The organism is Vibrio sp. B172a (assembly GCF_030248355.1).
Taxonomy (GTDB): domain Bacteria; phylum Pseudomonadota; class Gammaproteobacteria; order Enterobacterales; family Vibrionaceae; genus Vibrio; species Vibrio owensii.
In genome coordinates this window covers 1-19,363 of record NZ_JAHGAC010000003.1, presented here as the reverse complement: position 1 = coordinate 19,363, position 19,363 = coordinate 1, and the positions used below count along the sequence as shown (strand labels likewise).

The 19,363-nt window shown below is 44.8% G+C and carries 19 protein-coding genes, 1 riboswitch and 1 other annotated feature; of the genes, 8 read left to right on the top strand and 11 right to left on the bottom strand.

Features of this window, described 5'->3' with window-relative positions:
- Nucleotides 1-117: 117 nt before the first annotated feature.
- The 4 genes from KIT90_RS03705 (at nucleotide 118) to KIT90_RS03690 (ending at nucleotide 3,327) form a co-directional block, all read left to right on the top strand.
- Nucleotides 118-612 (top strand): peptidylprolyl isomerase, encoded by a 495-nt coding sequence (locus KIT90_RS03705; protein ID WP_005437228.1) that lies wholly within the window; start codon nucleotides 118-120, stop codon nucleotides 610-612.
- Between the two features lie 60 nt (nucleotides 613-672).
- A complete protein-coding gene (lpxH, locus tag KIT90_RS03700) occupies nucleotides 673-1,410 on the top strand; it encodes a UDP-2,3-diacylglucosamine diphosphatase (protein ID WP_285375371.1) in 738 nt (245 codons plus the stop codon).
- Between the two features lie 99 nt (nucleotides 1,411-1,509).
- Complete coding sequence (locus tag KIT90_RS03695) at nucleotides 1,510-2,724, top strand: EAL and HDOD domain-containing protein (protein ID WP_045413756.1); 1,215 nt, start codon at nucleotides 1,510-1,512, stop codon at nucleotides 2,722-2,724.
- 87 nt (nucleotides 2,725-2,811) lie between these two features.
- Nucleotides 2,812-3,327 (top strand): YchJ family protein, encoded by a 516-nt coding sequence (locus tag KIT90_RS03690; protein WP_285375367.1) that lies wholly within the window; start codon nucleotides 2,812-2,814, stop codon nucleotides 3,325-3,327.
- Between the two features lie 279 nt (nucleotides 3,328-3,606).
- Here KIT90_RS03690 and hisIE read toward each other — a convergent pair whose 3' ends face one another.
- From hisIE to tet(35), 9 genes are all read right to left on the bottom strand, one after another.
- The gene (hisIE, locus tag KIT90_RS03685; protein WP_020196969.1) at nucleotides 3,607-4,242 is read right to left on the bottom strand and encodes a bifunctional phosphoribosyl-AMP cyclohydrolase/phosphoribosyl-ATP diphosphatase HisIE; all 636 of its coding nucleotides are present in this window, start codon (nucleotides 4,240-4,242) and stop codon (nucleotides 3,607-3,609) included.
- Entirely contained in the window at nucleotides 4,239-5,012 is a 774-nt protein-coding gene (hisF, locus tag KIT90_RS03680; protein WP_004749837.1) for an imidazole glycerol phosphate synthase subunit HisF, read from the bottom strand. The genes hisIE and hisF overlap by 4 nt, the downstream gene beginning before the upstream one ends.
- Complete coding sequence (gene hisA / locus KIT90_RS03675) at nucleotides 4,994-5,731, bottom strand: 1-(5-phosphoribosyl)-5-[(5-phosphoribosylamino)methylideneamino]imidazole-4-carboxamide isomerase (protein WP_005390889.1); 738 nt, start codon at nucleotides 5,729-5,731, stop codon at nucleotides 4,994-4,996. The genes hisF and hisA overlap by 19 nt, the downstream gene beginning before the upstream one ends.
- Before the next feature lie 12 nt (nucleotides 5,732-5,743).
- On the bottom strand, nucleotides 5,744-6,358 hold the full coding sequence (gene hisH / locus KIT90_RS03670; RefSeq protein WP_258497401.1) for an imidazole glycerol phosphate synthase subunit HisH: 615 nt from the start codon (nucleotides 6,356-6,358) through the stop codon (nucleotides 5,744-5,746).
- Between the two features lie 26 nt (nucleotides 6,359-6,384).
- A complete protein-coding gene (hisB, locus tag KIT90_RS03665; protein WP_285375363.1) occupies nucleotides 6,385-7,458 on the bottom strand; it encodes a bifunctional histidinol-phosphatase/imidazoleglycerol-phosphate dehydratase HisB in 1,074 nt (357 codons plus the stop codon).
- Nucleotides 7,459-7,529: 71 nt separating this feature from the next.
- Nucleotides 7,530-8,570, bottom strand: a complete 1,041-nt coding sequence (gene hisC, locus KIT90_RS03660; protein WP_258497402.1) for a histidinol-phosphate transaminase — start codon at nucleotides 8,568-8,570, stop codon at nucleotides 7,530-7,532.
- A gap of 12 nt (nucleotides 8,571-8,582) precedes the next feature.
- Nucleotides 8,583-9,875, bottom strand: coding sequence for a histidinol dehydrogenase (gene hisD / locus KIT90_RS03655; RefSeq protein ID WP_005437216.1), 1,293 nt, complete (start codon nucleotides 9,873-9,875; stop codon nucleotides 8,583-8,585).
- Between the two features lie 5 nt (nucleotides 9,876-9,880).
- On the bottom strand, nucleotides 9,881-10,777 hold the full coding sequence (gene hisG, locus KIT90_RS03650; protein WP_285375358.1) for an ATP phosphoribosyltransferase: 897 nt from the start codon (nucleotides 10,775-10,777) through the stop codon (nucleotides 9,881-9,883).
- Nucleotides 10,778-10,830: 53 nt separating this feature from the next.
- Nucleotides 10,831-10,969: a sequence feature (His leader region), on the bottom strand.
- 180 nt (nucleotides 10,970-11,149) lie between these two features.
- Complete coding sequence (gene tet(35) / locus KIT90_RS03645) at nucleotides 11,150-12,751, bottom strand: tetracycline efflux Na+/H+ antiporter family transporter Tet(35) (protein ID WP_009705754.1); 1,602 nt, start codon at nucleotides 12,749-12,751, stop codon at nucleotides 11,150-11,152.
- Nucleotides 12,752-12,860: 109 nt separating this feature from the next.
- Nucleotides 12,861-13,041: riboswitch (Lysine riboswitch) on the bottom strand.
- A gap of 601 nt (nucleotides 13,042-13,642) precedes the next feature.
- Here tet(35) and KIT90_RS03640 point away from each other — a divergent pair.
- Nucleotides 13,643-14,050, top strand: a complete 408-nt coding sequence (locus KIT90_RS03640; protein WP_005437211.1) for an H-NS family nucleoid-associated regulatory protein — start codon at nucleotides 13,643-13,645, stop codon at nucleotides 14,048-14,050.
- Between the two features lie 135 nt (nucleotides 14,051-14,185).
- Here the strand turns inward: KIT90_RS03640 and KIT90_RS03635 are convergent, their stop codons facing one another.
- Both KIT90_RS03635 and KIT90_RS03630 read right to left on the bottom strand, forming a co-directional pair.
- Nucleotides 14,186-15,490, bottom strand: coding sequence for an inosine/guanosine kinase (locus KIT90_RS03635; protein ID WP_009705753.1), 1,305 nt, complete (start codon nucleotides 15,488-15,490; stop codon nucleotides 14,186-14,188).
- Nucleotides 15,491-15,606: 116 nt separating this feature from the next.
- Nucleotides 15,607-15,876: a hypothetical protein gene (locus KIT90_RS03630; RefSeq protein ID WP_005437209.1), complete on the bottom strand. Its 270-nt coding sequence runs from the start codon at nucleotides 15,874-15,876 to the stop codon at nucleotides 15,607-15,609.
- Between the two features lie 190 nt (nucleotides 15,877-16,066).
- Here KIT90_RS03630 and mnmA point away from each other — a divergent pair, with 190 nt between their 5' ends.
- The 3 genes from mnmA (at nucleotide 16,067) to purB (ending at nucleotide 19,343) form a co-directional block, all read left to right on the top strand.
- Complete coding sequence (gene mnmA / locus KIT90_RS03625; RefSeq protein ID WP_009705752.1) at nucleotides 16,067-17,191, top strand: tRNA 2-thiouridine(34) synthase MnmA; 1,125 nt, start codon at nucleotides 16,067-16,069, stop codon at nucleotides 17,189-17,191.
- A 10-nt stretch (nucleotides 17,192-17,201) separates the two neighbouring features.
- Nucleotides 17,202-17,819, top strand: a complete 618-nt coding sequence (hflD, locus tag KIT90_RS03620; RefSeq protein ID WP_005437207.1) for a high frequency lysogenization protein HflD — start codon at nucleotides 17,202-17,204, stop codon at nucleotides 17,817-17,819.
- A 153-nt stretch (nucleotides 17,820-17,972) separates the two neighbouring features.
- Nucleotides 17,973-19,343 (top strand): adenylosuccinate lyase, encoded by a 1,371-nt coding sequence (purB, locus tag KIT90_RS03615; protein WP_005378198.1) that lies wholly within the window; start codon nucleotides 17,973-17,975, stop codon nucleotides 19,341-19,343.
- The last annotated feature ends 20 nt before the right edge of the window (nucleotides 19,344-19,363 follow it).

The window sequence follows — 19,363 nt, the reverse complement described above, 5'->3', positions numbered from 1 at the left end:
ACGATAATCGGCTAAACTTCAAGCACAAAGCGTATATTTTCATTGTCCTGAGTTTTCCATGCGTATTAACTTAGGCTAGAATCCCTCTTTGAATACAACACAGTAAAGGAAAATAGCATGATCACCCTTCACACTAATTTTGGTGACATCAAGATTCAACTAAACGAAGAGAAAGCGCCAGAAACTAGCGCAAACTTCCTTCAATACTGCCGCGACGGTTTCTACGACAACACGCTTTTCCACCGTGTTATTGACGGCTTCATGATCCAAGGTGGTGGTATGGAGTCTGGTCTACGTGAAAAAGCTACACGTGCACCTATCAAGAACGAAGCAAACAACGGCCTTAGCAACAAAGTGGGTACACTTGCTATGGCACGTACTATGGAGCCGCATTCAGCAAGCTCTCAGTTCTTCATCAACGTAAACAACAACACATTCCTAGATTTCCGTAGCGAAAGCCTAGACGGTTGGGGTTACTGTGTATTCGGTGAAGTAATCGAAGGCATGGACATCGTGAACAAGATCAAAGGTGTTAGCACTGGTTCTTACGGCATGCACCAAGACGTACCTCTAGAAGACGTAATGATCACTGGTACTACAATCGAAGAGTAATTCTTTAGAATTGCTATTAAGAGATAAGTTTGTGGGGAGGCTTAGCCTCCCCTTATTTCTATGACGACATTATTTATATCTGATCTCCACCTGACCCCTTCTCGTCCAGACATTACGGAATGTTTCGTGACGTTCATGCGTAATGAAGCGATCCATGCCGACGCACTGTACGTGCTTGGTGATTTGTTCGAGTTCTGGATTGGTGACGATGACACCACCCCTTTTGCAGACCAAATCCGCGCAGAATTTAAAGCACTGACGGATACTGGTGTGCCAACTTTTTTCATCCAAGGCAATCGAGATTTTTTACTCGGGAAACGCTTTTGCAAAGAAACTGGAATGACATTACTCAATGATGTCTGCACGATTGATCTTTATGGTCAAAAAGCCGTAATCCTACATGGCGATACGCTTTGCATTGACGATGTGAAATACCAAGAGTTTAGAAAAACCGTTCACAAGCCATGGCTACAATGGTTGTTCAATCGCATTCCATGGTTCGTTAAGAAAAGAATTGTCGCTAAAGTTCAATCTGACATTCGAGACGACAAAAAAAACAAGTCTCTCGACATCATGGACGTCAACCAAGGCGAAGTTGAGCGAGTATTGTCTCAAAATTGCGTCAACTTGATGATTCATGGTCACACGCATCGACCAAATACACATATTTTTGACCTAAATGGTGCTAAAAACACTCGTATTGTTTTAGGCGATTGGTATACCCAAGGCTCAGTTTTAAAAGTAAATTCTGACCATTTTGACTTGCAAACACGACCGTTTGACACAGAATTGAAGTAAAGCATGTCGAGCGTGTTGAAGATTGACGCGCAAAGCATAGAAATTTTGAAAAAAATCGCTATTATCGTATTACTCAGTTAAACAGAACAAAGTACCGCATTGAAGTATTCATACGTAGCTCGCCAGCCGATATTGGACAGAGAAAAGCGTACCATAGGGTATGAGCTTCTCTTCCGTGACGGTCCGAAAAATACCTTCCCAGAAGTAGAACCTGAGCTGGCTACTAGTCGACTTCTATCTGATCATTTCCTTACCACACACTACAGTACTCTGGGCGATAAGCTCGGCTTTGTTAATTTTCCTTACCAAAGCTTGGTTAACCTCGTTCCTACCCTGTTCCCTAACGAATCATTAGTTGTTGAGGTATTAGAAGATTGTGAGCCGACTGATGAACTGCTTCATGCGATAAAACAACTGCATGCATCTGGGTATCGCGTTGCGTTAGATGACTTTGTTCCAACCAAAGCTTGGAAACGGTTTTTACCTTATGTCGCGATAATCAAATTCGACATTCGCTTAATACCGATCGAAAAAGCGGCCATTTACATTCAGTCGTTAGGGCATTTTGGCATTGATTTCTTAGCCGAAAAAGTCGAAACCTATGAAGAGTTTGAACAAGCGATGGACGCTGGTTTTGACTTCTTCCAAGGATACTTTTTCAGTAAGCCTGAAATGATTCAGAAGAAGCGCCTCAATCCCGCGTTTCTAACAGTAATTCAGCTATGTAAAGAGATCGCAGATAAACCTATCGACTTTAATGAGGTCGAGCGTTTGTTCTCTATTGATGTCACTCTATCGTACAAGCTACTGACTTATGTAAACTCGGGTTACACGCTCACAACGAAGATCAAATCGTTCCGACAAGCATTAGTGTACCTTGGTGAAGACCGTTTAAGACGTTTCATTTCACTTGTCGCGATTGCTTCGGTGCATGAAGACAAGCCTGATTCTCTATACTCATTAGCGATTCAACGTGCACGGATGTGTGAGATTCTGTTGAGTCAAATGCACACCAAGTACGATCCTGGTCAGGCGTTTCTTACTGGAATGTTTTCACTGTTGGGTTCTCTCCTCGATCAACCCCTTGAAGATGTGATCAGTGATATTCCAGTCGATGAAGAAATCAAATATGCCTTAACCGGACACAAAGGCGTTTTGGGTTACCTTCTATCAATGATCATCGCGTACGAGAAAGCGGATTGGGAAATGACAGAGAAATACTGTACCGCCCTAAAACTCACTGAGCCACAATTAGCCAAAGCGTTTAGCCAATCCACGGCTTGGGCTCAAGAACTGCTGTCTCAAACGCCCTAAACCGCTATAATGCCCCAAAGAATACCTGCGACCTCACTTATGTGGGGTTGTTTGTTTTTACCGCTTAATTAATCGAGATTTCATTTTATGGCTTCTTCTTGTCCTTGCGGCTCTAACCGCACCTACCAACAGTGTTGTGAAATTGCCCACAATAACCACGCTGACGTCACCACTCCGGAGCAGCTAATGCGCTCTCGTTACAGCGCGCATGTGTTAGGTCTAGTGGATTACGTGGTGAACACATACCACCCAAGCTGTAATGCAGAAGAGCAACGTGAGGGCATTGCCCAATCCATCGACAGCGACTGGTGCAAGCTTGAGGTAATAAAAGCCGAAGCGAGCAGCAACGAGAATGAAGGTTTTGTCGAATTCAACGCTTACTTTGATGAAGACGGCAAACGCTACTGCATGACCGAGCGTTCTCGTTTCGTGAAAGAAGATGGGCTTTGGTACTACATTGACGGTACATTTCCTGAAGAAGAGCCAGAAGAAGAACCAGTACAAGACTCACGCTTAAACCAGCCAGTGAGTAGCCTAAAAGTAGGTCGCAACGACCCGTGTATCTGTGGAAGCGGTAAGAAATTTAAGAAGTGTTGTGGGTAAGATCATCCACGCTTAGCTTATTGAGCTCGCTTTAATTAGATTCCTGATCTCGCCTAGGTTCGTCGGAATGACGTGAATATATGTGTCTGTTTGAAGTAAATAACTCTACTGCAGCGCCATTAGAAAATATACCGTCATTCTGAACAGCGAGGAACGAGTGTGATTCAGAGTCTAATCGCTACTAGCACTGTTGCCGGGGTTTCCCCCGAATCAAGAACACTAGAGTAAAAAAGCCCCTAGGCTCGAGAGCATAGGGGCTTTCATTTATCTATAGCAGGTTTATTTATGACGCTCTTTCAGTTTATTCACTACGTCATTCATCGATAAGCCTTGGTCTTGAAGCAATACCAGCAAGTGGTAAACCAAGTCTGCTGATTCACACACTAGCTCCGCCTTATCACCCGACGTCGCCGCAAGCGCGACTTCAACGCCTTCTTCGCCCACTTTTTGCGAAATACGCTTGGTGCCACGGGCATAAAGACTGGCAGTATAAGAGGAATCTGGGTCGGCACTCTTGCGGGCAGCCAATAGCTGCTCAAGTTGATGAAGCCACACCATTTGTGACTCCTCTTGAGGATCCACATCCCAGCAAGTTGTGTTACCCAAGTGACACGTAGGACCAATGGGATTCACTTTCACCAGTAGCGTATCGTTGTCGCAATCGAGCTGCATGTTCACTAGTTGCAATACGTTGCCGGAGGTCTCACCTTTCGTCCAAAGACGTTGCTTGGTACGAGAGAAGAACGTCACTTGACCTGTTTCGCCCGTTTTTGCCAACGCATCTTGGTTCATGTAACCCATCATCAGCACTTGGCTTGATTGGAAATCTTGTACGATGGCAGGTACCAGACCATCCACCTTTTCCCAGTTGATTCGCTCAGCTAGCGAACTTACTTCGGCGGCTTTCACACTCATAGTCGTACCTCAATGCCTTGTTGTTTCAAATACTGCTTTAGTTCACCAATATTGATGACTTGCTTGTGGAATACCGATGCGGCAAGCGCGCCATCCACATTTGCTTTTTGGTAGGCTTCTGCGAAGTGCTCCATGGCACCTGCACCACCCGATGCAATCAATGGCACGTTACACACTTCACGCACCATATTGAGTTGTTCAATATCATAGCCGTTACGCACGCCGTCTTGGTTCATCATGTTCAGTACGATTTCACCAGCGCCGCGTTTTTGTACTTCTTGCACCCAATCACGCGTTTCCCATTGAGTTGCTTTGGTGCGTTCTTCATCGCCAGTAAACTGGTAAACCTGATACTTACCTGTTTCTTTGTCGTAGTATGAATCGATACCAACGACGATACATTGCACACCAAACTTATCAGCAAGGTCAGTAATCAGCTGTGGGTTCGCCAATGCAGGTGAGTTGATAGACACTTTGTCTGCACCAAACTCAAGAATGCGCGCTGCATCTTCTGCTGATTTAATACCACCAGCCACACAGAAAGGAATATCAATCACTTCTGCAACGCGAGCGACCCAACTTTTATCTACGACACGACCATCACTTGAAGCGGTAATATCGTAGAACACAAGCTCGTCTGCGCCCTCTTCCGCATAACGCTGTGCCAGAGGAACGATGTCGCCAATGATTTCATGGTTACGGAACTGGACGCCCTTCACCACTTGTCCATCACGTACATCAAGACATGGAATTATTCGCTTTGCCAACATGCAAACGCCTCCTCTGCTGTGAACTTACCATCTAACAGCGCACGACCAACAATCACGCCAGCCACACCACTGCCTTTTAGCGCTTCGATATCTGCTAATGAGCCAATGCCACCTGAAGATTGAAACTGCACTTGTGGGTACTGTTTGCATAGGTCAACGTAAAGCTCTACGTTTGAGCCTTCTAGCGTACCGTCACGAGAAATATCCGTGCAAAGCACGTGTTGTAGACCTACCGTTAGGTAATCGTTGATCAGAGCTTCGATGGTCACGCCTGAGTCTTCTTGCCAACCAGAGATCGCTACTTTACGTGTGCCGTCTTGGTCGATGTTGATGTCTAACGCAAGAACGATTTTCTCTGCGCCGTATTTTTCCATCCAACCTTTCACAAGCTCCGGCTGTTTTACTGCTGTTGAGCCAACAACAACACGCTGCGCACCAGCTTCTAGCAGGTCAATCACGTCTTGCTCTGTACGCACTCCGCCACCGATTTGGATGTTCGCTGGCGTGCTTGCTAGTAGCTTTGCAATCAAATCAAGCTGGCGTGCTGTCGTGTCTTTCGCGCCAGTTAAATCCACCAAGTGCAGCCAGTTAGCACCCGCTTGGTGGTACAAGTTGAACTGCTCTGCTGGGTCGACTTTGTACTCGGTTACTTGGCCGTAATCACCTTGATAAAGGCGAACCACCTGTCCTTCAATTAAATCAAGAGCTGGAATAATCACACTAAATCCCTTTTATAATTCTAAGAAGTTTTGAATAAGCTTCGCGCCCGCTTTTGAAGAACGCTCAGGGTGGAATTGCACGCCGTAGTAGTTACCGCTTTGTACTGCTGCTGTGAACGGGTTGCCGTACTCGCATTCCGCAATCGTGTAATCCCCAACAGGCATTGCAAAGCTGTGCACGAAGTAGAAGTACTCACCTTCTTCAATACCTTTGAAAAGTGGATTACCTGCTTTTGCAGACACTGTATTCCAACCCATGTGCGGCAGAGGCAAATCGCCAGTTTGTAGTAGCTTCACTTCGCCATCACAAAGCCCAAGACACTCAACCAACTCGCCGGCTTTCTGCCCTTTCTCTTGAGACACTTTGCCCAACAGTTGCATGCCTAAACAGATACCTAACAGCGGCTTTTCTACTTGTTTTACCAAGCTGATAAGATCGCGCTCTTCTAGGTTTTTCATCGCTTCGCTAGCGGTTCCCACGCCCGGTAGGAATAGCTTATCTGCCGACAATACAACTTGCGGATCTTTTGAAATTGTTACGTCATAGCCTAGGCGTTCAATAGCAAACTTCACCGAAGAGACGTTGGCACAGCCAGTATCGATAATGACAACTTTCTGTTCTGTCACTGTTTTTCTCCTTGCTAAGGTTAGCCTTAAAGTACGCCTTTACTACTTGGTAGCTCAGTGCCTTCTACTTTGATTGCTTGGCGCAAAGTACGACCAAACGCTTTAAACAAGCTTTCAATGATGTGATGATCATTGTTGCCCGCAGAAGAAAGGTGCAACGTACATGCTAATGTGTCAGTCAGAGAGCGGAAGAAGTGAACTACCATCTCTGTTGAAAGATCACCCACTTGCTCACGGCTGAATTGCGCGTCGAATTTAAGGTAAGGACGACCAGATAGGTCCAGTGCGCATTGCGCCAAGCACTCATCCATTGGCAGGCTGAAACCAAAGCGACCAATACCACGTTTGTCACCCAGTGCTTCTTTCAACGCTTGACCCAACGCAAGAGCGGTATCTTCTACCGTGTGGTGATCATCAATGTGCAGGTCACCTTCCACTTTGCACACCATTTGGAATCCACCGTGCGTCGCGATTTGATCCAGCATGTGGTCAAAGAAGCCAAGACCTGTAGAAATATCGTTACCGCCTTGCTCATCGAGATTAACGAATACTTTGATGTCTGTTTCTTTTGTGGTGCGAACCACTTCAGCAACGCGTGCCTTCACCGTCAGATCTTTTAGGATCTGTTTCCAACCCATGGTTTCTGGGTTGTATTGAATGCCACGAATTGCCATGTTTTCTGCAAGTTGAAGATCGGTTTGACGATCGCCAATCACAACGGAGTTTTGGAAATCCACTTGGCCACCTTGAAGGTACTCTTTTACCAAGCCCAGTTTAGGCTTACGGCAAGAGCAGTTATCTTCATCGAAGTGAGGACAAATCAGCACGTCATCAAACTTCACACCTTGAGACTCAAAGATCTCCATCATCATGTTGTGTGGTGCATCAAAATCAGCTTGTGGGTAGCTGTCAGTACCCAAACCATCTTGGTTCGTGACCATCACTAGACGGTATCCTGCATCCTGCAACGACAACAGGCTTGGGATAACAAATGGCTCTAGCTTTAGTTTGTCTAAACGGTCTACTTGAAAATCAATCGGCGGCTCAACAATTAAGGTGCCATCACGATCAATAAAAAGGATTTTTTGTTGTTTGCTCACTCGGGAACTTCCTTATTGCTATTCTTTTGGCGCTCCCGCAATTGAGCGAGAGCGATTAATTTTGTCTCTACTTATGCGTAGTAGTTTCTAATAAATCCAAGCGTTTTTTCACACTCGTCGCGGTTACCAACACTGATACGTACACAGTTCTCAATTGGCGAGTTACGCAAAATAATGCCCGTATCCCAAGCCGCTTTGAAAAGATCATCGCCATCTGGGAATTTCACCAATAGGTAGTTCCCCCACCCTTCAAACACTTCCAAACTCAGAATCATTGAAAGGCCAACTTGCAAGTAAGCACGGTTTGCATTCAGATCAAGAACTTGGAACTTCGCTCGCGCTAAACCAGCTTCCGAAAGCGCCTGAGTCGCAATTTCTGCCACTGGAACCGGGACTGGGTAAGGTGCGATAACTTTAAGAAGTACATTAATCAGCTCTTCGTTCGCAAGCGTAAATCCACAACGCAGACCAGCAAGCGCGAAAGCTTTCGACAGAGTACGCAAAATCGCAAGATTCGGGTATTGCGCCAGTAGGTCTACCGTTGACGCTTCTGGACAAAAATCGATGTACGCTTCATCCATCACCACGATTGCACGGTCTTTTGTCATCTCAAGCAGAGACACAATGTCCTCACGCTTAACCAAGTTACCTGTTGGGTTGTTTGGCGAACATACAAAAACCAGTTTCACGTTATCCAGATTGGCTTCGATGCCTGCAAGGTCTAGTTGCCAATCTGACGTTAGCGGCACGGTTTTGCGCTCTACACCGATGGTTTCTGCACTGATGGCGTACATACCGTAAGTCGGTGGGCAGTAAAGAATCGCATCTTCACCCGGTTCACAGAAAGCACGAATCAATAGTTCAATACCTTCATCCGCTCCGCGAGATGTTAGTGTTTGCTCTGGTTTCACACCCGCATAGGCTGCGTAAGCAGAAATCAGTTCTTTAGGCTGACATTCGCTGTAACGATTAAGACGAGCGAAGTCTGTTTTGTATTCATTATTGAATGGCGATTCGTTGGCGTTTAGCCATACGTCACCGGTACCACCAATTCGACGAGCCGACATATAAGGGGTAAGTTGTTGGACTTGTTTGCGCGCTAGCTTTTCCATCTCAATATCCTCTTACTTAGCTGCCAGTTTTTCTACGCGAATGGTCACTGCACGTTTGTGCGCATCCAGACCTTCTGCTTCCGCCATGGTTACCACCGTTGGTGCAAGGTTCTTTAGACCATCAGCAGACAGTTCTTGAACCGTCATACGTTTCGAAAAGTCCGCTAAGCCTAAGCTTGAATACGTGCGTGTGTAACCGTAAGTAGGAAGAACGTGGTTGGTGCCCGATGCGTAATCACCTGCTGATTCAGGCGACCAATCACCAAGAAAGATAGAACCGGCGTTATCTAATAGAGGTAGAAGCTCGCGTGGGTTCTTAGTCTGAACAATTAAGTGCTCAGGACCGTAGTAATTCGAGATGGAAACCGATTGAGTAAGAGACTCGGCAATAATGATCAAGCTTGAAGCCAATGCTTGCTCGGCGATATCCGCACGAGATAGCTCCTTAAGCTGACGTTGAACCGCATCCGTCACTTGATCAGCAATAACAGGAGAAGGAGTCACAAGTACCACTTGAGAATCAGGACCGTGCTCTGCTTGGCTCAAAAGATCCGCAGCGATAAAGTCTGCATCTGCGGTTTCATCGGCAATCACAAGCACTTCAGATGGGCCTGCAGGCATATCAATCGCAGCACCGCGGAAATCATTGCTAACCTGACGTTTTGCTTCGGTCACATAAGCGTTACCTGGACCAAAGATCTTATCAACTTTCGATACAGTCTCTGTGCCGTAAGCCATTGCAGCGACCGCTTGGCCACCGCCAACGTTATACACTTCATCAATACCGCACAGTTTCGCTACGTACAGAATCTCGTCAGCGATTGGCGGTGGAGAACAAAGCACCACTTTACGACAACCGGCAATTTTTGCAGGAACGCCTAGCATTAGAACAGTCGAAGGCAATGGCGCACTACCGCCAGGAATGTACAAACCCACTTTTTGAATTGGGCGTGTTACTTGCTCACAAAGGACACCCGGCTGAGTTTCTACTTTAATTGGTTGTGGCTTTTGTGCTTTATGAAACTTCGAGATGTTTGCATAAGCTTGCTCAAGCGCACCTTTCATCTTTTCAGAAAGGCGAGCAGACGCCTCATCGATTTCTTGCGCTGATACACGAATGGATTCCGGCTTCACACGGTCAAACTTCTCAGTCAGCTCCAATAATGCAGCATCACCCTCTTTACGAACTTTTGCGATTACTTCAGAAACCGCAGCAGTGATGTTTGCGCCTTCTGCGATTGCCGGACGTTCTAGAATCGAGTCTTGTTGAGTTTCACTCAGCGATTGCCATACAACTGTTCTCATTGCGATTACTCCATCATTTTTTCAATTGGTAGTACCAGAATTGAGCTCGCACCCAGTTCCTTTAGCTGTTCCATGGTTTCCCAGAACAGGTTTTCAGTACTTACCAAATGAACCGCAACTTTTTGCTTGTCAGCAGACAGAGGTAATACCGTTGGGTCTTCTGCGCCAGGAAGTAGAGCTTTGATTTGGTCTAGCTTCTCAGCTGGTGCGTGTAGCATGATGTACTTAGACTCTTTTGCTTGCTGTACGCCTTGCATACGAGTCAGAAGTTTTTCGATTAGCGCGACTTTATCTGCCTCAAATTCGCCGGTGCGTTGAATCAGTGTCGCTTTTGATTTGAAGATGATTTCTGCTTCTTTAAGGCCGTTCGCTTCCAACGTAGCACCAGTAGAGACTAAGTCAGCAATCGCATCCGCAAGACCAGCGCGAGGGGCAACTTCTACCGAGCCTGTTAGCATACATGTTGAGAAAGGAACGCCCGCTTCATCCATGTAAGCTTTTAGCAGTTGCGGGTATGTGGTTGCGATACGTTTGCCCGCTAGATCTTGAGGACCGTTGTACTCCTCGTCTTTATTGATTGCGATAGACAAACGGCAGCCACCGAAATCTAGACGACGAAGCGGAACAAATTCACATGGTTCGCCAAGCGCCTTACGATCAAGGCGAACTTCTTCAAGTTCGTTTTCACCAATAAAGCCAAGGTCAACAACACCATCCATAATTAGACCAGGAATATCGTCGTCACGAACCAAAAGTAAATCAATTGGCATATTTTCAGAATGAACAACTAAGCGCTCACCCATCACGTTGAATTTCACGCCGCATTTTTTAAGTAGAGCTTGGCTCTCTTTGCTAAGACGACCTTTTTTCTGAATTGCAATTCTTAAGCGTTGTGTTTGCATTGCTTTATCCCTGTGCCAGATTCGGTAATTTAAATATTTTATAAACCAGTAAAACTAAAAAACCCTCGAGAGATTTTGGTCTCCCGAGGGTTTGAAATCTGTTTTCACTTTGATTTTCACCTCCGGGAGTTTCCTATCTCCCGGGTATGCGTACATCTCCCGAAAGACTAAATTGGGTGATGATGGTGATGAATGTTCATTACAAAATTACGCATACTTATTTCAAGGCTCTTCTCATTTGCTTTGTTAGTAACCACACTAACTAAGCTGATTACTTTTTTCAACCCTTAATTTTAAAAAAAAACGAATTGTATAATACAAATAAAAAAGGAGGCCGAAGCCTCCTATAATTTTACTTTTTAATTCAGTGAATTACGCACTCTGGCAAGATGCCATTTTTGACTTTGAAAGCCATGACAAAATCGCGCAAACGATAACGAATGTAATCGACGCTGCGATGAAAGAGAACGCAATTGAAGCTGTCATACCAAGAGCAATAAAGCCCACGCATGAAACAAGCGCGACTGATAATGCATAAGGTAACTGAGTTGATACGTGATCGATATGGTTACAACGTGCACCAGTCGATGACAAGATCGTCGTATCTGAGATTGGTGAACAGTGGTCACCGAATACCGCACCAGCAAGAACCGCACTTAGCATCGGTAACATTAGCGCTACGTCTGTTGCGCCAGCCATATCACCCGCGATTGGTAGCATGATGCCGAACGTACCCCATGAAGTACCTGTTGAGAATGCCATTAGGCCAGATAGCAAGAATAGGATAACTGGTAGCCAGTGTGGGTTAATGTTGCCTTGTGCCATTGTAGATAGGTAAGAACCTGTCTTCATGTCACCGATAACAGAACCGATAGTCCAAGCAAACACTAGGATTAGGATCGCACCAAACATTGATTTAGCACCAATCCAAAGCGTGCGTGCAATCTCAACCATTGGTATGCCCTGCTTAATTACAGTGAACAATGCGACTGCAAGACCAAGCAAACTACCATAAATAAGAGAAGTACCAACATCTGTGTTCTCAAACGCACCTAGAAGCGCAAATTCTTTACCATCTGCTGCTAGTGCTTGACCACCGGTGTAAAGCATCGAAGCGATCGTAGCAATGATAAGCGTAACAATTGGAAGTACTAGGTCAGAAACCTTGCCCTTCTCGCTTTCGCGAATATCTAGCTCTTCGTTAAGCTCATGCGCTTCTTGAGTATCGTTTTCTTTGTCTTTGTCAAAACCGCGACCTTGAGAAGCTGCGATTTCGTGCTCACGCATCTTACCAATGTCTAGACCAAACCACGCCACTGCAAATACCATTAGTAGAGCAAATACCGCGTAGAAGTTCATAGGAATAAGACGAACGTAAGCACCAAGAGCAGAGTACTCAGTGATACCGTGTGACACCAAGATGCCGCCGATAATAGTAATGATGTAAGCACCCCAACTAGAAGCAGGCATGATCACACACATTGGTGCAGCGGTTGAGTCAAGGATGTACGCAAGTTTAGCGCGAGACACATAGAAACGGTCAGTCACTGGGCGAGAGATCGCACCAACAGCAAGACTGTTAAAGTAATCGTCGACAAAAATGAACACGCCAAGGAAGGCTGCAAGAAGTTTAGAGCCGCGTTTACTTTTCACTCGTGTTTGCGCCCACTCAGCGAAAGCTCGAGTACCACCAGAAAGTGTTAACAGCGCAGTGGTCATTCCCAATAGGATAAGGAAGCCAACAATACTCATGTTCCAAGTGTTGATACCACCGTCTTCAATAAAGACAGAAGAAACTTGAGAACTTACATAACCTATCGTGTTACCGATAGACCAATCGTTAAGTAGAACCGCACCAAGTACGATACCTACACCAAGAGAAACTAAAACACGTCGAGTTAGAATCGCCAGCGTCAGCGCGACAATAGGCGGTAATAACGAAACAGGAGAATGTGCAAAATCTATTAAATTCATGATCTTCAAAAACCAAAGTTTGGCTAGAGATCTACTGCAGACAAGTCACGTAGCATACGATACGTGCTCATGTTGAACTTAGCGACAGGGAAGCGAACACTTCACCCAACCCTACAGTAGCGCTCCATAGTTTAATGTAAATATACTATGGCAGTGTTGTTCCTTTCAGAGACAACCCCAGCAAGTGGTTTCGATAGGCCACTTACTTCGGCAATCTTCGCCTTCCACTATTATTCATTGGCATCACCCCAATAATAGCTACTCTTCGAGACTGCACCTCTACGGCAATAACAAACTTTTAACTGCTAATTGTACAAATTAGCAACAAATTGTCTGCAATATTGCATCAGGTGACAGTCATTGTACCTATGAAGCCTCCCAATGCAACACATCAAACTAAATTAAATGAATAAATAATCGAGCTTTTGATTTATAAATGAAATGTGATCCAATCATACATTGTGCAACTGCAATCGCTTCAACCTTGATGTTTATGAAACTTTATTACTACTATTAAATTCGCCATAGTTTTACGTGCAACAATAAATGAAAGAAATATGACGATACGAACATTCGATAGCTCGTCCTTTTCTGTCAGAAAAATGGAAATTTAATTCAAGCTATAAATAAACATGATGGTGATCGAGAAAAAGACAGTATCTATAAAGTAAAAAGTGTTAGAAATGGCTAATTAGATTTCAATTTGATTAATTAATATTGTTGATTACCGAAAAAACTAAAGAAATTTAATCTAAATCATGAATTAGCATTTGCACATATGAGAAAGATAAAGTTAAATATAAGGACTCTATGTTTTAATTCTAGTTTCGCATTTAATTTATCGTCTCGATAAGCAATGTCGAACCTTTTAACCTATTAATAGGAATCGTTATGTCAGAGCTGACTAAAACACTTCTAAATATCCGTAGCCTTCGTGCATTTTCTCGTGAGCTGACTCTAGAACAGTTAGAAGAAGCTCTAGATAAACTAACTATCGTTGTTGAAGAGCGTAAAGAAGCAGAAGAAGCAGACCGCGCAGCACAAGCTGAGCAAGAAGCAAAACTAGCTGCTATCGCTGAGCAAATCGCTCAAGACGGTATCGACGTTGAAGCACTAATTAGCGCACTTGCTGGTGAAACAAAAACTAAAGCAAAATCTAAACGCGCTCCTCGCCCTGCTAAATACAAATACACTGACGTTAGCGGCGAAGAAAAAACTTGGACAGGTCAAGGTCGTACACCTTCTGCAATCCAAGAGCAACTTGATGCAGGTAAATCTCTAGACGATTTCCTAATCTAATAAAAGATTTATGAATTTTAAAAAGGTTCCCAATGGGAACCTTTTTATTTATCTATAAATAGATACAAAAATGGCGCATTCGAAATGCGCCATTTTTTCACTTATGTGCAAAGTTGGGTAATTCAACAGAATGAATTAACGTTCCCAGTATGCCTCTTCCAAGCTATCTTCACGCTCAGGAAGACCACGTGAAAGACGTGGAGAATGCTGCACTAACACTTCGTAACTTGCTCGGTTCGCGTATTTACAAACTTGAGAGAACGAAGAATAAGTTAAATACTCATTGCTGTGCTTACTTGAGTTAGGCACATTTTCTTTGTGGTATTTATTTGCTGCCATATCGTGAAGAACCGCAGACAATGCCGCATCACCTGCGCCATTGGTGTTCTTAATTTTTTCAGGGCCACCCATGTACGGAGAGATATGTGAATATACTTTAATTGCATTTTCACATGAGTCTTTCTTAGCAGGACGGCTAAATTCGAAACGGTTAAATTCAGCAATAGAACCAGGAAGCAGTGGCAATGAAGTTTCACGCTTAGCGCTTTCTTCAGTGTAACCCGCCATAAACAGGCCTACAGGACCAGCAGTACAAAGAACCAGATCAGCCCACTCAAGCGTTTTATCTGAAGCAGCTAGAGGATCAGACTCACCCGTTAATGCTTCTGCTTCGTCTTCGTTCATCGCAACAACAGAAACATTGTCACGAATGAATTCTTGCCAGAATGTTGGATCATCTTGAATAACGAATTTAGTACCTAGCGTTAATACCACTGGTACATCATGTTTCTTCGCGTATTCAATAGCACGCATCGTTGCTTCCGGCATTGGGTCGCCTTCTTTACAACGAACAAGGTATGCAGTAAGAACTAGAGCAGATGCGCTCTTGAAGATCTTCTCAGGGATATTGTCTGGGTGAAGTTGGTTCATTTGACCTTCGCTGATTGCGAAAGTACGTTCACCATCTTCGGTAATCAGAGCAAAACAACGACCGATTGCACCATCAACACCTTGTAGGTAGTTCAGGTCCATACGGCTAGATGTGTTACATAGGTAGCGGTAACCGTAGCTGCCGATTTTGATATCTTGGCTCATTACGCCCAGAAGAGTTGAACGGTCATCGGCCAGCACTGAGTAGTTGTGCAGCGTATTACCGATCGTACCACCTGCATACTCATTGGTAATAAGGCATTCTGCTTTTAGCTGTTGGTACAAAGCTTCTGCTGTAGCGTCATCAATAACCAACGAGTGTCCTTTACTCAAACCGTACTTTTCAATCACATCCGTTGTCACTTTCGCTTCAATATCAACCAGCGTTTGATCAATGCCGATGATGTGAGTGCGCGTCATCTTTTTGCTTTCTTGTGCTTGGCTCACCAATGGGTCACGAGCATGAACAGGAAAATAGTGCTTGGATTTGCGTTGTCCAGGAAATTTCATATTGTTAGTCTGAGTAAGGGATGAAAAGGAGAACGGATTCTATACCGCCGTTATTAAAGCAGCAATAAAGGCAATTATAGCAAACGTTTGCAGTCTGCTTTTTTCTTTCAATCGGCCTATTCGCCTTCCATGAAACCCAAATCTGGTAATTGATCAAGGTGCTCGCTGTAGCGTTTAAGATTGAATTCACCTTCGTTTTTCATCACGTCGAAAATCTCAATCGACATTGCGCATGCCATCATCGCAACCGCATCTTCACGCGGTGTACCCGTCATCATTAAACGCATCAGGGTTTCTTTTACTTTGAGCGGATTGCCATCTTCTAGCTGATTTTCAACAATTTCAATCAACTCACTTTCTTGCATAAATTGGTTTTCTTCAGTCATTTGCTTTTTCCTCTTGGATTTTTGCCAACTATGCCATATATAACCCTTCTATACTTATCGAATTTAACCCTCACCTTCGCATTTGGATAAATTTAAGCCAAAATCGAAGTGTGATTTCGATCTCGGATCTGTCACCGGTCAGTGGATTCTGGTAGAATCTGCGTCCCGTTAATTTTAGTGGTGTTTAGTAATGTCTGATAACAGCCAAAAGAAAGTCATCGTCGGTATGTCCGGCGGCGTTGATTCATCTGTTTCTGCGTATCTTCTAAAGCAACAAGGCTACCAAGTAGAAGGCCTGTTCATGAAGAACTGGGAAGAAGATGACAACGAAGAGTATTGTACAGCAGCAGAAGATCTTGCTGATGCTCAGGCAGTATGTGACAAGCTGGGCATTCACCTACACACCATCAACTTTGCTGCTGAATACTGGGATAACGTATTTGAGTACTTCCTTGCAGAATACAAAGCAGGTCGTACACCAAACCCAGACATTCTTTGTAACAAAGAAATCAAGTTCAAAGCATTCCTAGAGTTCGCTGATGAAGTGCTTGATGCGGATTACATTGCAATGGGTCACTACGTGCGTCGTTCTTTCCCTGAAAACGGTGAAAAACCACAAATGCTACGTGGTCTCGATGGCAACAAAGATCAAAGCTACTTCCTGTACACATTAAGCAACGAGCAAATCGCACGTAGCCTATTCCCTGTTGGTGACCTAGAGAAGCCAGAAGTACGCCGCATTGCGGAAGAGCAAGATCTAATCACAGCGAAGAAGAAAGACTCTACGGGTATTTGTTTCATCGGTGAACGCAAGTTTACAGAATTCCTAGGTCGCTACCTTCCAGCTCAACCAGGCAACATCGAAACACCTGAAGGCGAAGTGATTGGTCAACATCAAGGCCTGATGTACCACACGCTTGGTCAGCGTAAAGGTCTACACATCGGTGGCCGTAAAGGCGGCGGTGGTAACGAAGACCCATGGTTCGTTGGTGAGAAAGATCTAGAGCGTAACGTTTTGATTGCCGTTCAAGGTAAAGACCATCCAATGTTGAAATCAGAAGGTCTACTTGCATCACAACTTCACTGGGTAGATCGTGAGCCAATTCGCGATGTTATGAAGTGCACAGTGAAAACTCGTTACCGTCAGGAAGATATTCCTTGTACAATCATCCCTATCGATGATGAAAACATTAAAGTGATCTTTGATGAGCCACAAATTGCTGTAACTCCAGGTCAATCAGCAGTGTTCTACAAAGATGACGTGTGCCTAGGTGGCGGCATCATCGAGCAACGCATTAAATATTCTCAAGCTTAGGAGTCGTTACGTGGCGAATACACTTTATGACCGTACTATCGCTTTTGCAGGTATCTGCCAAGCTGTTGCCTTAGTTCAACAGGTAGCGAGAAACGGACATTGTGATCAAGATGCCTTTGAAACGTCAATTAACGCCATTTTGAATACTAGCCCAGCGAACACCATTGGTGTTTTCGGCCGCGAAGCCGACCTTAAGCTGGGTCTTGAATGCTTGGTGAAAGGGATTGATAGCACCCCATCGGGAAGTGAAGTCACTCGCTACATCATCAGCCTAATGGCATTAGAGCGCAAGCTATCGGGTCGTAACGATGCAATGTCACAACTTGGTGACCGCATTCAAATGGCTCAGCGTCAAACGGAACATTTTGAATTGCTAGATGATCAAATGATCAGCAACCTAGCAAGCATTTACTTGGATGTAGTCAGCCCTATTGGTCCTCGTATTCAAGTAACTGGTACTCCATCGGTACTGCAACAAACCTCTAACCAGCACAAAGTTCGCGCGCTGTTGTTATCGGGTATTCGTAGCGCAGTACTCTGGCGTCAAGTTGGCGGCAAGCGTCGCCACCTGATTTTCGGACGCAAGAAGATGGTAGAGCAAGCACAAATCCTTCTTGCTCGAATGTAATAAGGTATCAAGTAAGCAGCTCGCGTTTATCGCGAGCTCATTTTTTTCGACCAAAACAAATCTCGCGCAAACGTTTGCGCAATATTCGTGACAATTGCCACAGTTATTGGTATAAAGCTCACGAAATTTAGAAACCCAATTCAGGAGAACATCATGGAACTGTCAGCATTGACTGCTGTTTCACCAGTAGACGGCCGTTACGGAAGCAAGACAATTGCGTTACGCGAAATTTTCAGTGAATACGGTCTACTAAAGTACCGTACTATCGTTGAAATCCGCTGGCTACAAAAGCTTGCTGCTACTGCTGAAATTGCAGAAGTGCCAGCGTTTAGCGCAGAAGCAAACCAATTCCTAGACGACCTTGCTGCAAACTTCTCTGAAGAAGATGCACGCCGTATCAAAGAGATCGAGCGTACAACTAACCACGACGTAAAAGCGGTTGAGTACTTCCTAAAAGAGAAAGTAGCAGACGTTCCTGAACTGCACGCAGTAAACGAGTTCTTCCACTTCGCATGTACTTCTGAAGACATCAACAACACATCACACGCTCTAATGCTTAAAGAAGCGCGTGAGAACGTGATTCTTCCAGAAATCCGTAACCTAATCGACGCTATCAAAGCGCTAGCAGTGGAATACCGCGACATTCCTCTTCTATCTCGTACACACGGTCAGCCAGCTTCTCCATCTACTATGGGTAAAGAAATGGCAAACGTGGCGTACCGTATGGAGCGTCAATTCAAGCAAATCGAAAACGTTGAGATCCTAGCGAAAATCAACGGTGCAGTAGGTAACTACAACGCACACCTTTCTGCTTACCCAGAGCTAGATTGGCACAAGTTCTCTGAAGAGTTCATCACTGAGTCTCTAGGCGTAACTTGGAACCCTTACACAACTCAAATCGAACCGCACGATTACATCGCTGAGCTGTTCGACGCTATCGCTCGTTTCAACACTATCCTTATTGACTTCGACCGTGACGTCTGGGGTTACATTGCACTAGGCCACTTCAAGCAAAAAACTATTGCTGGTGAGATTGGTTCTTCAACAATGCCTCACAAAGTTAACCCAATCGACTTTGAAAACTCAGAAGGTAACCTAGGTCTTGCGAACGCGGTATTCGGCCACCTAGCACAGAAACTGCCTATCTCTCGTTGGCAGCGTGACCTAACTGACTCAACAGTTCTACGTAACCTTGGTGTTGGTGTTGGCTACGCAATCATCGCTTACACTTCTACGCTTAAAGGCATCAGCAAGCTAGAAGTAAACCGTGAAGCGCTTCTTGCTGAACTAGACAAGAACTGGGAAGTACTAGCAGAGCCAGTACAAACAGTAATGCGTCGTTACGGCATCGAGAAGCCATACGAGAAGCTAAAAGAGCTAACTCGTGGTAAGCGTGTAGACGGCGAAGCAATGCGTAACTTCATCGACGGCCTTGAGCTTCCTGAGCACGAGAAAGCACGTCTGAAAGAGATGACGCCAGCGAACTACATCGGTCAAGCAATCGAGCTGACTGATAAGCTGTAAGAGAATCGAGAATCGAGAAT